This window comes from Dolichospermum sp. DET69 (genome assembly GCA_017355425.1).
In the GTDB taxonomy this organism is placed as follows: domain Bacteria; phylum Cyanobacteriota; class Cyanobacteriia; order Cyanobacteriales; family Nostocaceae; genus Dolichospermum.
In genome coordinates this window covers 4,100,350-4,113,459 of sequence record CP070233.1, presented here as the reverse complement: position 1 = coordinate 4,113,459, position 13,110 = coordinate 4,100,350, and the positions used below count along the sequence as shown (strand labels likewise).

10 protein-coding genes and 2 pseudogenes are annotated in these 13,110 nt (G+C 35.6%); 6 read left to right on the top strand and 6 right to left on the bottom strand.

Translation table 11 applies throughout. From position 1 onward, the window contains the following. Positions 1-42: 42 nt before the first annotated feature. The 5 genes from EZY12_18795 (at position 43) to EZY12_18775 (ending at position 3,008) form a co-directional block, all read left to right on the top strand. Positions 43-270 (top strand): DUF2997 domain-containing protein, encoded by a 228-nt coding sequence (locus EZY12_18795; protein ID QSX66801.1) that lies wholly within the window; start codon positions 43-45, stop codon positions 268-270. Next, the gene (locus tag EZY12_18790) at positions 255-527 is read left to right on the top strand and encodes a hypothetical protein (protein ID QSX66800.1); all 273 of its coding nucleotides are present in this window, start codon (positions 255-257) and stop codon (positions 525-527) included. The genes EZY12_18795 and EZY12_18790 overlap by 16 nt, the downstream gene beginning before the upstream one ends. A gap of 58 nt (positions 528-585) precedes the next feature. After that, on the top strand, positions 586-1,002 hold the full coding sequence (locus EZY12_18785) for a DUF1257 domain-containing protein (GenBank protein QSX66799.1): 417 nt from the start codon (positions 586-588) through the stop codon (positions 1,000-1,002). A 171-nt stretch (positions 1,003-1,173) separates the two neighbouring features. Next, a complete protein-coding gene (locus EZY12_18780; protein QSX66798.1) occupies positions 1,174-1,761 on the top strand; it encodes a hypothetical protein in 588 nt (195 codons plus the stop codon). Positions 1,762-1,832: 71 nt separating this feature from the next. After that, positions 1,833-3,008: a hypothetical protein gene (locus tag EZY12_18775; protein ID QSX66797.1), complete on the top strand. Its 1,176-nt coding sequence runs from the start codon at positions 1,833-1,835 to the stop codon at positions 3,006-3,008. Positions 3,009-3,103: 95 nt separating this feature from the next. Here EZY12_18775 and EZY12_18770 read toward each other — a convergent pair whose 3' ends face one another. The 3 genes from EZY12_18770 to EZY12_18760 are packed head-to-tail and all read right to left on the bottom strand — an operon-like array spanning position 3,104 to position 7,863. After that, positions 3,104-3,553, bottom strand: coding sequence for an HU family DNA-binding protein (locus tag EZY12_18770; GenBank protein ID QSX66796.1), 450 nt, complete (start codon positions 3,551-3,553; stop codon positions 3,104-3,106). A 48-nt stretch (positions 3,554-3,601) separates the two neighbouring features. Continuing rightward, on the bottom strand, positions 3,602-6,214 hold the full coding sequence (locus EZY12_18765) for a hypothetical protein (protein QSX66795.1): 2,613 nt from the start codon (positions 6,212-6,214) through the stop codon (positions 3,602-3,604). 23 nt (positions 6,215-6,237) lie between these two features. After that, on the bottom strand, positions 6,238-7,863 hold the full coding sequence (locus EZY12_18760) for a hypothetical protein (GenBank protein ID QSX66794.1): 1,626 nt from the start codon (positions 7,861-7,863) through the stop codon (positions 6,238-6,240). Positions 7,864-8,147: 284 nt separating this feature from the next. Between EZY12_18760 and EZY12_18755 the strand changes: the two are divergent. Continuing rightward, positions 8,148-8,328 (top strand): annotated as a pseudogene (locus EZY12_18755) (hypothetical protein). A gap of 168 nt (positions 8,329-8,496) precedes the next feature. On the opposite strand, the pseudogene EZY12_18750 reads toward EZY12_18755, so the two are convergent. The 3 genes and pseudogenes from EZY12_18750 to EZY12_18740 form a co-directional block, all read right to left on the bottom strand. Next, positions 8,497-8,979: pseudogene (locus EZY12_18750) on the bottom strand (AAA family ATPase). 162 nt (positions 8,980-9,141) lie between these two features. Then, positions 9,142-12,372, bottom strand: a complete 3,231-nt coding sequence (locus tag EZY12_18745; GenBank protein ID QSX70732.1) for a type I restriction endonuclease subunit R — start codon at positions 12,370-12,372, stop codon at positions 9,142-9,144. A gap of 378 nt (positions 12,373-12,750) precedes the next feature. Further along, the gene (locus tag EZY12_18740) at positions 12,751-13,086 is read right to left on the bottom strand and encodes a XisI protein (GenBank protein QSX66793.1); all 336 of its coding nucleotides are present in this window, start codon (positions 13,084-13,086) and stop codon (positions 12,751-12,753) included. Positions 13,087-13,110: the final 24 nt, after the last annotated feature.

Genomic DNA, 13,110 nt, shown 5'->3' with positions numbered 1-13,110 from the left:
TTAGCTACCACCTTTTAATAAACCAAAGGATAGGATTTTCAGATGCAATACCAACAAATTGAAATTACCATCGGTAAAGACGGAATTATCACAGAGCGAATAATTAATGGTGATGGTGAAACTTGCATTAATTTAACCGCAGGTTTAGAAAAATCTCTAGGCAATATTGAATCTCAGGAATTATTACCTGATAGCTTGCGTGGTGAAGCCATATATCAAAACCCAGAAATTTATGTTAAACAAGACGATAATTTATGGCTAAACAAGTAGAACATAAATTAATTTCTCAGTGCCATTACTGCCATCTTCCAAACTGTTGTATGAAAGTGAAACCCCAATACCTGATGTGTAGTAGTCATTGGAAATTAGTACCAACATATTTACAGGCTTTGGTTTACAAAAACTACCGACAAGGACAAGAAATAGACAAAAAACCCAGTCAAGAATACTTGAGGGTTTCACAGCTTGCAATTCAGCACGTTATTGACACAAACTACGCTAAACGATGCCAAAAACAGAAAGTTTAGACAATTGGGCAATAGGAAAAGCTGGTATTTTCAGAACCATTCAAAATAGGAACTAACAATGTCACACTTAACCCACATCAGAACTACAATCAAAAACGCTGAAGTTTTAGAATCTGTGCTTAGAAAAATGATTGAGGATGGACTCGAAAATATTCTTGTTAGCGCAACACTAGAGAAAAACGTTACTACTCACTGCTTCGAGAATTACAAAACAATTGATTTTGTTATTCATAGACCACAAGCTAAGTCTCGCTGGAATGATTCCAGTGATTTCGGATTTGTGAAATTAGAAGATGAATTCAAGTTTCTCAATTACGCTGGAGCTAATCATCATGCTGAAAAATTTATGAGAACTTTAACCTTTAACTATGCCCGTGAAAATGCCTTAAATTCTCTAGCTGCTAATGGCTTTAATATTGAATCCATCTCTGAAGAAAATGGAGAAATTAAGATAATTGCTGGGAAGTGGAGCTAATAAAACTGGTTTAATAAAATCAATTTGATTAGTTATTAATTATAAAATAAACCAGTTTGGTATAATCTAAGAACCATTTACAGCAATACTTTAGCTGATTTTTAGGGTTGACTATTTTCGGCTTTCTGATGTTAGAATAATCTAAGAATTTTAGATTTTAGGTAAAAATCAATGGCTACTACATTAACCAAGAAAGACGCTTCTACTTTGCTTCGCACCAAGATTATTCGTGATGATGCCAACGACTTTGAAAAAACCGAATCTAGCAATGGCGCACCTCTTTCGGTCAAAACATCAACAAATTTAATCTTGGATGAAAAACGCTATCTGTCTTTAGATGCTTCACTTCGCAAGTCTGAAACGAGAACTGATGCACTTGATGAAACTGGGTTAATTCCTCCCGGTTATGTAGTTCCTCAAACTCGCACAATCCGATATGAAACCTTAGAACAAGCATTTGCTAACCGCAATAAAATGGCTGTTCAAGAATTGTTAGAAAAAGCTTACTCTTTATATCCAGACTTAGTACCAACTGGTGCAACTATCACACCTTTAACCCCTGCTGCAACTCTGGCAGATTTAGCAATGCCTGTTAAATCTTTGGATTTTTCCATTGACATTAAAAATATCTTTTCTCAATTAGATAATATTAATGTTGTCTATGTTGATGCTGCCAATGATCCTTATGTATCTGTTCATATTATTGGCAAGGCAACAGATGGTTTGGTAATTGCTTGCGGTTTATTAGTCCAAACTTAATTTTTAACTATTTTATGGTGGGTAATACCCACCTTATTAATACAAACTATTGATTTTTTGGAATTAAACTCATGCCAACCACACCAACTCTATCAACGGGAATCCTTCAATTTACCAAACCTACCTATAAAATCACTGAATCTGGTACTTGGGTAGGTGACAGAATAGCAGTTAGCCGTACTGGTGGTACATCTGGAATTGCAACTGTCAAAGTAACTGCTAAAACCGAAAGTGCAACTGTAGGCAAAGATATTGAAAAAGTCAGCGTTACTCTTACCTGGGCGGATGGTGAAAGTGACAATAAATACGTTCCTGTGAGCGTGGTACAAGATGCTTACGAGGAAGGAGAAGAAACAGTCCAACTTCTACTCGGTTCTGTCAAAGGGGCTAAATATGCTCCAGTGAAAACAGCCCAATTAATTATTGTGGATAGAGCAAGTGAAGCGATCGCACCTAACCTTATTAATGATGACACCCTGATTGCTCTTGTTCCCACTCTGGGCGGTCCAAAAGGAGTGAAGTTTGGTGATATTAAATCGCTCATTTTACAGTCAATTCCAACACCTCCACCGCCAAACCCTAATCCAAACCCTGATCCAAATCCAAATCCAACACCTAACCCTAATCCAAACCCTAATCCAAACCCAAATCCAAATCCAAACCCTGATCCAAATCCAATTCCAACACCTAACCCTAACCCTAACCCAAATCCTAACCCTAATCCAATTCCTAACAACCTTAATAAATCCTACCAATTAAATATGGCTACTATGTTAGCCAATGGTTTGAGCATTTTGGCTAATAATATAACTGCTGGAATAGATTCATTAGGTGAGCATCTGTCCTTTGTCAAAAGATCATCTTCTTTAACCATCAAGGGTATAGAGGAAAACTTTAATGCAGATTTCGCCATAGAAATTAAATTAGCAATTGATCCCCAATATTCTAATATCATGGGAGTTGAACCAGACGGATTTTTGAATCTGCGCCCAGATGGCTCGAATTGGTGCTTTGATGTTGGTGCTGGGCAGAATAATGTCATCACAATCCCCAATTCTGTATCTGGTATTAATGCCCTCGATACTATCAAAATAATTAGATCCAATAATGTAGTAACACTGGATGTAAATGGAGTTTCAGCATCAAAACCAGTTACACAAACATACAACACTGCAAATGGACTAATTATCGGAAATTTCAATGGTTTTGACGGTAAATTATACGGATTAAAAATATTAACTCCGTAACGTTGAAATTGATGAATTAATCCTCTCAAAAAAATACCTCTATCCTTTTTGGACAGGGGTATTTTTGTACAATATCTATTGAGATAATCCAAAATCTAAAATAAATATTCAAGTTCTGGAATATTTTTCGCTAATTCCCAACCTGTTTCTTCACTCCAGACTGGAGTATTTTTAGTAACAGAATAAGAATGAAGTTTAAACTCTGGGACTTCAACAGCTATACCATCTATTTGAATTTGCCAAATTTTAGGCTCTTTAGCTTCAAACTCAGCAACGGGATCTGGATTGACAACAAAATCGGCAGAAAACTTAAATCTAGGTTTCCACTTAGCAGAAATTGTTATGTTCTCACCAGTTTTAGGGTTACGTCCTTCTCTTTCATCAAGAAATCGGACTGAGAAAGTCCCAAACTTTAATAAGTTAACAGAAAATTTCTGAGTTAGACTTATTTGAATGTATTTGACAAAAGCACTGAGAACGGATTCAACTGTGTTTTTTTGTAGTCCAGTTGATGTTTGAATATATTCAATTAATTGAGCGTTCATCGGGGTATTTTTAGGGTAAGTTGTTAAGCTTTACAAAATTATAACTTATTATTTAGTTGTGGCACTAAGCTCAAAAATTAAGCATTTATCAATTTCTTCTTGACTCATATCTTTGTTGAATAATGCGGCTCGTTTGGTCTTACCTTGTGCGTTCATAGAAATTGAGTAAATCTTCATTCTCTTTGATTGTCCTGGCAAAAAATAAGGCTGATATTTATCAGAAATATTGCCTAAATTAATCCAATCCAGAGTTTTTTGATTATAAGCCTGTAGCTTAAAATAAGTTTTGCCATTGTACTCATCAATAATCCCTCTGACTTGAATTTCTTGCCCTGTCCATTTTTTCTGAAGTTGGGGAATACCAATTTTATCTACCCCATAAACTACTAATGTTTGGGTTTCTTTTTCTGGGATGTTTTTAAGTTCAGTCACAATCTCATCTCCAAATATCATAAAAGCTAAACCGGCATCTCCAGTTTCCGCTTGATGTGCTATTCTCCAATAAGCCGCAGCCCAAGAACGTGGATCATAGAGTTTTCCGTCTGGACTGGTTTTTGCAAATATCTTTTCTTTACTATTTTTAGTTGCCTGTGCAATCTGCCTAATCATTATTGTACTACCATCGTTTTGCACTTTCCATTTGATAGCTCTACCAATAGCTTCTCTGTAAGCTGCACGATGAGCAAGAGCATAATCCAATTGTTCCTGAGAAGGTTCAATATCACTGAAAAGAACTTTTTCGTAAGCTCTCAAATCACCATCAAAAAATTTAGGTTCTCCCCAATAGCCATTAACTAATTTTACCAGTCTAGAAATTGTATCTTGTGAATCTTGATTAACTGCACAAGGTCTTTTTGCATAACAATCATCATTTTTAAAATCCTTTAACCATGGGGCTTCAGCTTCTATTTCATCTAAGAATTTCTTAACCGCATCTAATCCGTTTTTATTATTGGGATATGCAGACTTCAAACTATCAACAGCAATTTGTACTTGTTGGGATAGAAAATCAATAACGGTCATTTCCTCGTTTTCTTTTTGTTCACCACCGGCAGGAATTAACAAAACTTTATCCTCCGCATTAGCAGCTTTTGCTCTAGCCAATAAACTGGCCACAATCCCAGTCATGTCATTCATGGAGTTAAGAGCAATCTGTTGAAGATTTCCTTGTAATGCCATTTTCGGAAATTTCTTTGTTGCTGGAGGCTTTTTGAAATTGGCGATCGCATTCCGCATATTTGGATACGCACTAGCCTTTATTAACTGTACGAAGTCTCCATCAAAATCTCTGCCAAGCGTCAAAGCGAGCTTAGTAGGAACTGCCATAATTCCCGTTGCATTGGTATAAGTCCCTTCATATTTATTTTCCCACAATTGACAGTCCCCCCAATGTCTCATAGGGTTACAGAAAACTATGTATAAACCCTCTTCAAAGTCAGGCGCACAGAATACTTTTCTACCCTTGATCGAACCGTCTGGTAAAGCAGTATGGTAATGTGCCAAACTTTCATCAGGCTGTACCATCACAGAATAAAACCTAATTCCTGCTGCTTTAGCCAAATTCAACCATAAAGCCCGTAATCGTTCCTTAATCCGTTTGACGATGTAGGGATGCAGTAACAAAACACCATTTTTATCAACCCTGACGACACGAATCATGGTATTTTCATATTCTGCTTCAGACTGTAATTCTTCACTTCCTTCCTGTAATTCTGCTTCAGCTTCTGACTGGTCAATTCTGAGAATTTCAGCTAAATCAACAATGGAATTGTAGGCTTGAGATAGGCGATCGCATTTTCCCCGCAGGTTATCAATAATGTTGTCTTTTTCTAAGACTTCAAACGAGAACCACTGTAAAAGCATCCAACCAGGTTTAGCTCTACGAACTTCCCCATCAAATACTAATCCCATTAATATTTTACCTTGATAGTTTCCTAACGCTGGCTTATTACCCTTGAGTGAAGATAAGGGAATTGCTAAATCAAATCCTGAAGTATCCAGATGTGGATTATAGGCAAGTGTACCTTTTCCTATCCATTCTTTAAATAAAGCCGCTCTAAATTGAATTGGCTTGTCTATATCTACGTTCTCAGTTTCTTCTACAGGTAAACCTAATATTTCCATCAGACGCAGACTAGCTTTAGCGTGGGAGTCGCCAGTTTTCCAATGAATGTTATTTACTGGGTCATCTAACAAATTACCATCAGGATCACGATTTTCATCATCTACAACAATGTATTTCATTTCCAAATAGATGATTTTCTTACAGCCAGTATGAAGAATTGAACCGTAAATTATGCGTTTCCATTGCTCTTTATCAGCAGTGCCATAGTAATATTTACCAACTGTAGATTTATTGGTAAAGGTAAATCTGCCATGATTTCTAGAACCACTGGCTAAATCCAGAAAGAACGCATTTTCATAATTTTTTGGCTTAAACGGATTTAATGTTGATGGATTTTTCTCTGTAGTGGGAATTTCCCCAATGGCGAAAATTAATCCAGGGTGCATTGCTGCAAGTAATATATTTCTCAGTGTAGTTTTTTCTCCTTTAATCCATTCCTGCTTTTTGCAGTTCCACACTGGCCATTCTGTCACTACTTGGATTTCTCCAGCCGAACCATCCGGTTCATATTTAATATTTGTAAATTCTGTAGGCATAAAATTGTATGTCCAAATTATTATCAATAAGGTGGCATATCTTCTAAATAAGAAAACCCATCTCTGATAATTTTAGCAGCTTCTTCTGATAATATGATTGGCATTTCTTCGGTCATGTCAAAGCTTCTAGAAAGGTTCTCACTTTTAAAGGTTAAAGCATATAAATATTGATATTGTTTATTTGTTTCCTCAAGAAAGTCAAGTTTAAACTCTTTCAAACATTTCATACGTTCCAGTGAATCACCGCTTACTCTGGCAATTCCCAGGTCAGGTTCAATCTGATTCTCTTTAATTCCTAACAACCAAATGAAATTACCCAATTGATTCTTTTTAGCCATATTTATAGCAATGATTATAATTATTGCTGCTGCCAAAATATAAGGAGCGCAAGCGGTTAAAAGTCCCCATGCACCCGCAAACATTCCCGTATTATTAAAAATCGCTGGTAATAAGTCTTTGGCTGATTTTAGCAACCCTCCCGTAATATATCGAATTGCTTCACTGGCAGGAATAGATAATCTTTTGGTGATGACTGAAACTACAGTATTTTTAATAGCATCAAAAAATGCTCTTGGTAATGAAATGCCTTTTAATATAAATGTTGATAGCAAACTTTCAGCTATTTTGCCAAGAACATTGACAACATCTAAATTAGTTGGTGTTGGTACTGGTGTGATTGCACCATAATTACTCACAACACTTCCAAACTGTGATTTTAGATTATCTTGAGCATAGTTAGCTTGGTCTTTGAACTCAACCAACTTTTTACCCTGTGTGAATAGCTTCTTAATACCTACCATAGCAGGACGAATGACTTTACTTTTTAGGAATTTGATTATATCTACTTTGCCTTTATTTTCTTGTCTGGCCTCTGCCTTGGCAGCTTTAGATTCATCTTTGCCAAATATCGTTTCTTTAATTCGCTGAAGTATATTATTCAATTCTTCTTTGAGTTTGTTAAATAATTCTAGAAATATATTTACTAAATTGTCGTTGTCTTGTGGAAACTCAGTTATGGCTTCAGAAAAGTTCTGTTCAGTTTTTTCTCTAACTGCAATAAAATGATTCCTGACTTCTTGGGGTACAGGATCTTCTTGTTCATCAAATCGTGACATCAAATCATCATAAGCAGCTAATATTTGTGCCTTCAAATCATCAACTTTATCTTGAAACCAATTTTTATTAGTCTCTTCGATGCTTTTGATTCTTAGAAAAATATCATCACTGTTATTTGTATAATTACTTTTGACAATATTTCCCCAATTCATAAATAAATTATTTACTTCTACTGCTGCTGTGTAATCGTCCGGTTTAGTAGCTTGACCAGCAAGTAAATCTAATTTATTCTCTCCTGATGCTTGGGGATTATCGTGAACTTTTGAATTAACTACTTTATTCACACCGTAGCAAGATTGCAAAATCTCAGTTGCAGCGAAACCAACCTCTTGATCTAATTCCTGTTCGGAGAAAAAATTTAAAATTCCTTTTATATCAGGAAGATTGTCTTTTGAATAAACAACAGGGTTTAATCCATCAAACCAATCCTCTTTTCGTTGCAAAGCCTGAACGACATCATCGGGAACTTTCAACCCACCTTTATTAATCCAAATGCCGTCTGATATTTGATTTAATAATTCTTCTGGTGTCATATTTTTACAGAATAACTATTTATGTATTCTAACATAATTGTGAAAAATAGTAACACTATAAAAGTGGAATTTACCGATAATTTAATGATGTTAATTGGTATGTAAAAATTCGGGAATTACGAGTGTACAGCAGATTTTGCTCTTTTGAAGTACAAGCTTAAATTAAATAATGAAACTTTTGTGGTGTGAGCATCTTGATGGCTAGATATAACTCAATAGCGCAAATGTTTTTTTCTCAAAGACTGTGCAAAAATAAAAACCGCAAGCTTGGGCTTCTAATTAGGATGGCAGAAGAAACTAGAGAGGTTAGGGGAAGAGTCCCTAAAGACTAAAGACATAAAAATCGCCTTTGAAATTGCCTGTGCGCGTCTGGAAATGACGCAAACTGCGGCTTTGGAGGAGGCGATTAGAGATTGGTTACAAAAAAAAGAGTCTGTTGCTGCTGGTAAGTCACAGGGGAATTAAAGGGTTATTATGATAGTGAAGTGAGCGATCGCATTTTTTAGTGAATTGTCGCTAAAAGCTCGGTTGTGAGTATCCCAAACAAGGACTCTCACATATTGCTCATAATAATCGCTCTAAGATATTTACTTTTTGTAAATTATATTATCAAATTATTACTATTTAAACCCTTGCTGTCAGGTTCACGTAAACAAGGGGTAGACTCAAGACACTAGAGAGAATTTTTGCGGTTTGGGTTTTACCACAACCCGGTGGTCCACAAAAGAGCAGTTTATTTTTGGGTTTGAGGTTATAGGCTGCAAGGATGTCTTGTTTACGGTTTTCCAAAACTATTTCTTGCAGGTTATCAAAAATTTTTTCACTGAGGACGATGTGATCCCATGTTAAGTCAAATCGCTTGACATCTAGTAAAGCCAGTCCAGTGTCTTTATCTTTAGGTGGTTCAGGAAACTGTGTCAAGGGAGCTAGGTTAGATGCTAGGGGTTTACTGTAGCCATTGCCATTGTGCAGTAGTTTTTCCAAGTCTCTAGCCAGCAGGATGTGATTTTTATTTCTTTCTTCTTCAATTAGTTCGTTAGCCGCAGCCAAAAACTCTTCTCTCTCATTGCAAGAGAAGCTTTTGAAGAGTTTTCTGAGAATTTCACCGCGAGCCATATTTTAGAACTGCAAATTGGATATTTTATCTACACTTATATGTATAGATCAATTGTACTAAATAACGAGCTAAAAAACAAAAATTGTCATTCTAGCACCAAGATATTATATTTGTTTCCAAAAACCAATTCCGTTAAAAGATGTGTGCATATCAAGAACTTATCAAGCTGCATAAGGATGATTATTAGCATTTTCATACTGCTGATAGACGTGGAGAAATACCACATTACTTAGTTTGTCTACATCACTATCATCATAGGCATCAGGTAAGCCTGTTTCATCACTCCACAGATAATCACGAATAAAACTTTTAATTGTTGCTTTTGTAGATTCTTTATCTCGCCAGTTTTCTAGTTGCTGTAATTCTGCTTTTACCGCTTCAATTAGTGATTGGGCAACCTGTTTAATGCGGTTTCTGGTTTTATTATCTAAACTATCTTTAGAATCACAAAGTAAGTCAAAAACAGCTAAATGTTCTTCAGTTAAACCTTCACGCACAGCGCGGGTATCTTCTTCTGAAAGGTTTTTTACCAGTTTTAGCAATTCTTCAAAAGTTTGTTCAATAGTTACTCTGTCTGTTTCGCGGTTGTAGTCTTGGATAATTTGTTGATAACGGGCGTAATAATCCATGCGAGATGAATTTTGTTTTAACATTCTCTGAAGTTGACGTTCAATAGCTTCTTTCAGAGTTTGGACAGAAATATTTTTAGTGGGAGAATTAGCAAATTCTGCTTTTAATACATCAAAGTCAATTTTGCTAATATCATAAATTTTCCCTGAATCTGCACCGGGTAAACGGGAAGTATCAACATTAATTAAATCGCTAACGACATTTTGGAGAGAATAGAGAACAGCGTTAAGATCAAAAGATTTTTTATTTTGTTCCTGTAAATGTTGATAAATAGCTTCGATAGCATTATATTTATCTTGATAGGGAATAGTTAATTTTATTTCTGTAATTAATGCCTGTTTTTTCTGGAAAACTTCTCTAGCTAATACATAAAAACGGGCGCGGGATTCATCATTGGTACAAACGGCATTAACCGCACTGTCTAAAGCCGCAATTTTATCAAATCCTGTTGATTCTATTAATTCTTGTAAATCAAATCCCAGATTAGAAATGTGTTGAATACAAGCATCAAGAGATTTCGCATAATCTGTCTGTAATTTATTTAAGTCATTGTAAGGTAAAGTGCCATTATTGTTATCATTTTGATCATCTATTCTTACCTCTACTTCTGTCCGGGCATATCTGGCTAAAGCAGCCCGTAAAGACTTCAAAATGCCATTATAATCAATTAATAAACCGTTATTTTTCCCTTCATAAACACGGTTTGCACGGGCGATGGTTTGCATGAGATTATGTCCTTGTAAGGGTTTATCCATGTAAAGAGTAGATAAACTGGGAACATCAAAACCTGTTAACCACATGGCGCAAACAATAGCTAAACGGAAAGGGTGTGTTTCCTTTTTAAATTCTTCCTCTAAATCTCGACTTTTGATAATTTGACGGTGGGGAATTATATCTAAACCCCAATCTTGAAAAGTTTTAACTTCGTTTTGGGCTTCACTAATAACTACTAAATATTCTGTTGCTTCTAACCATTGCAAATGTTGTTGATATTCTATCGCTTCTTGTGCATCAGTGGCTTGTTTAAGTAACTGTTTTTGTTGCTGTATTGCTTGTTTCCAGTATTTATCAATTAAACCGTGCATTCTTACCGCCGTAATCTTATCGAGACACACAAGCATGGCTTTTCCTGTTTGCCAGCGTTGGGTATAATGTGCCACTAAATCTTGGGCAATCCGGTCTAAACGTTTTTCGGCTGTTAATACTAAATATTCCTTTCCTAAACGACGATAAACTGCTTCTTCTTCATCGCTATCTAAGTTAAATTTTTCTATAGCTGAAGCTAGGCGTTTATTTAATTCTTCAGAAGCAGAGACTTGGCATTTTTTACCATTATTTTCATAATATAATTCTTCGCCCCGATTATCATAATATAGAGGAACTGTAGCACCATCTTCTATTGCTCTTTGGAAGTCGTAGGTAGAAACATAATCACCAAAAACTTCGCGGGTAAGTTGATCTTCTGCTGAACCCATTAAAGGAGTACCAGTAAAACCAATAAAAGAGGCATTTGGTAATCCTATTCGCATATTTTCCGCCAGTTTACCGTATTGGGTGCGGTGGGCTTCGTCGGAAATAACAATAATATCTGAACGCTGAGAATAAATTTGTCCAGGTTTATTAAATTTGTGAATTAATGTAAAAACATAATTATGATTTTCTTTGAGTAATTCAACTAAATTATCGCCGTCTGTAGCTTTAGTTTCAGTATCTTTGATAGCACCCACACCAGCAAAGGTTTTGACTATTTGGGTGTCTAATTCTTGACGATCTGTAATAATCAAAAATGTGAAAGTACCTATTAACTGACGGTGAACTTTGCGGGTGATAAATGCCATTGAATAGGATTTACCACTACCTTGAGTATGCCAGAAAACTCCTAGCTTGCCTTTTCTGATTTCTCGTTCTTGAATGGCTGTAAAGGCACGGTTAACACCTAAAAATTGATGGTTGCGAGCGATAATTTTGATGGTTTTACCGCTACTGTCATCAAAAACGATGAAGTTTTCGATAATGTCGAGGAAATTATCTTGAGGACATATCCCCATTAACATTGTTTGGAAATCAACTTTTCCTTTTTCTTCTTCTTGTAGTCGTTTCCATTCTTGAAAATAGCCGTAGGGACTGGTTATACTGCCTATTTTTCCCACTATGCCATTACTTAACATGACTATGGCGTTATGGTGAAAAATTTCAGGGATAGTATCTTTATAATCTGTATAGTTGTCTTCGTAAGCTACTCTAACATTACGGCAAGTCTTTTTGAGTTCGATAAATAATAAGGGAATACCATTAACAAAACCGATGATATCAGGACGACGGTTGTAAAGTGAACCTTGAACCCACATTTCCCGCACTATCAAGAAATGATTATTTTCTGGGTTTTGAAAGTCTATAACTTTTAATCGGGGGTCTATGTTTTCACCGTCTGAATTTTGGTATGATTTCCCTTGGATACCTTCGCGGATAAGTTTGTATTTTTTCTGGTTAATGGTGATTAATTGATCTGAAATATTGTAGTTGGTAAATTGTTCTATAGCATCATCATATACTTGCTGGGGATGTCCAGGGTTGATTTTTTCTAGTGCTTCCCGTAAATAGCGTGTGAGAACGACTTCTTTTTTGTCTTTGCGTCCCAGTGTACCGTTATTACCGAAGGTTTCCTGATTATAGGCGTAAACTGAATGCCATTTTAGGGTATTTTCAAAGAAGTCTGCTGTGGTTTGTTGGACTAGGATATCTTCGGAATATTCGGCACTCATAACAGTAAACGACAATATGGGTAAATATTATCACCATAATATCGTAGGTTGGGTTGAACAAAGAGAAACCCAACACATTCTTGATGTTTTAAGGTTAATGTTGGGTTTTTCTGTCTTGAAGTATTGAATTATTGAAGCCAGAAGAAGCCAGGGAATAAATTCCCTGTCTAAAAGCGTAAGTCGGTTAAAACCGACTATTTTTTTATTGAATTTAACTTATATTGTTTGATTAAAGTTATGGTAAGTATGTCAACATAATTAAATATATAATGGAGATTTTCTGTTTGAAAAATATTTTTATTATAGTGCGTTTTAACGCACTTTAGCTATAAGACAGGGAATTTATTCCCTGGCTGGTTTTAATTTTTTCATTAATATTTACCCCACTGCATAATCTGTAAATTGGCGTTTAAATGGGGAATGAAAACCGATAACTATATCTTGTTTGGGAATACCTAAATTTGCTAAATCTTCTCCTATTTCGTTTTCTGTACCGTTGTGTTGTACCCAAACTTTACCATCTTTGATATCCAGATGTAAAATACAGCCATAGATACGACGTTGATTTTTCCAGCCAACATGAACAAGTTGATAATGATGATTTTTCGTATCAGAAATTAGTTGAGTTTCTATTTCTTGATTTTGATTAGAAAAGGCTGCATATTCTTGGAGAAGTTGTTGAATTATTTGTTGATATTTGGTTAGTTTATCCATTCGATAATATCCTCTATTTATAGT

Coding starts and splice junctions, on each gene's coding strand:
- EZY12_18790 (QSX66800.1), top strand. CDS start 255: ATGGCTAAACAAGTAGAACATAAATTAATTTCTCAGTGCCATTACTGC.
- EZY12_18795 (QSX66801.1), top strand. CDS start 43: ATGCAATACCAACAAATTGAAATTACCATCGGTAAAGACGGAATTATC.
- EZY12_18785 (QSX66799.1), top strand. CDS start 586: ATGTCACACTTAACCCACATCAGAACTACAATCAAAAACGCTGAAGTT.
- EZY12_18775 (QSX66797.1), top strand. CDS start 1,833: ATGCCAACCACACCAACTCTATCAACGGGAATCCTTCAATTTACCAAA.
- EZY12_18770 (QSX66796.1), bottom strand. CDS start 3,553: ATGAACGCTCAATTAATTGAATATATTCAAACATCAACTGGACTACAA.
- EZY12_18780 (QSX66798.1), top strand. CDS start 1,174: ATGGCTACTACATTAACCAAGAAAGACGCTTCTACTTTGCTTCGCACC.
- EZY12_18760 (QSX66794.1), bottom strand. CDS start 7,863: ATGACACCAGAAGAATTATTAAATCAAATATCAGACGGCATTTGGATT.
- EZY12_18745 (QSX70732.1), bottom strand. CDS start 12,372: ATGAGTGCCGAATATTCCGAAGATATCCTAGTCCAACAAACCACAGCA.
- EZY12_18765 (QSX66795.1), bottom strand. CDS start 6,214: ATGCCTACAGAATTTACAAATATTAAATATGAACCGGATGGTTCGGCT.
- EZY12_18740 (QSX66793.1), bottom strand. CDS start 13,086: ATGGATAAACTAACCAAATATCAACAAATAATTCAACAACTTCTCCAA.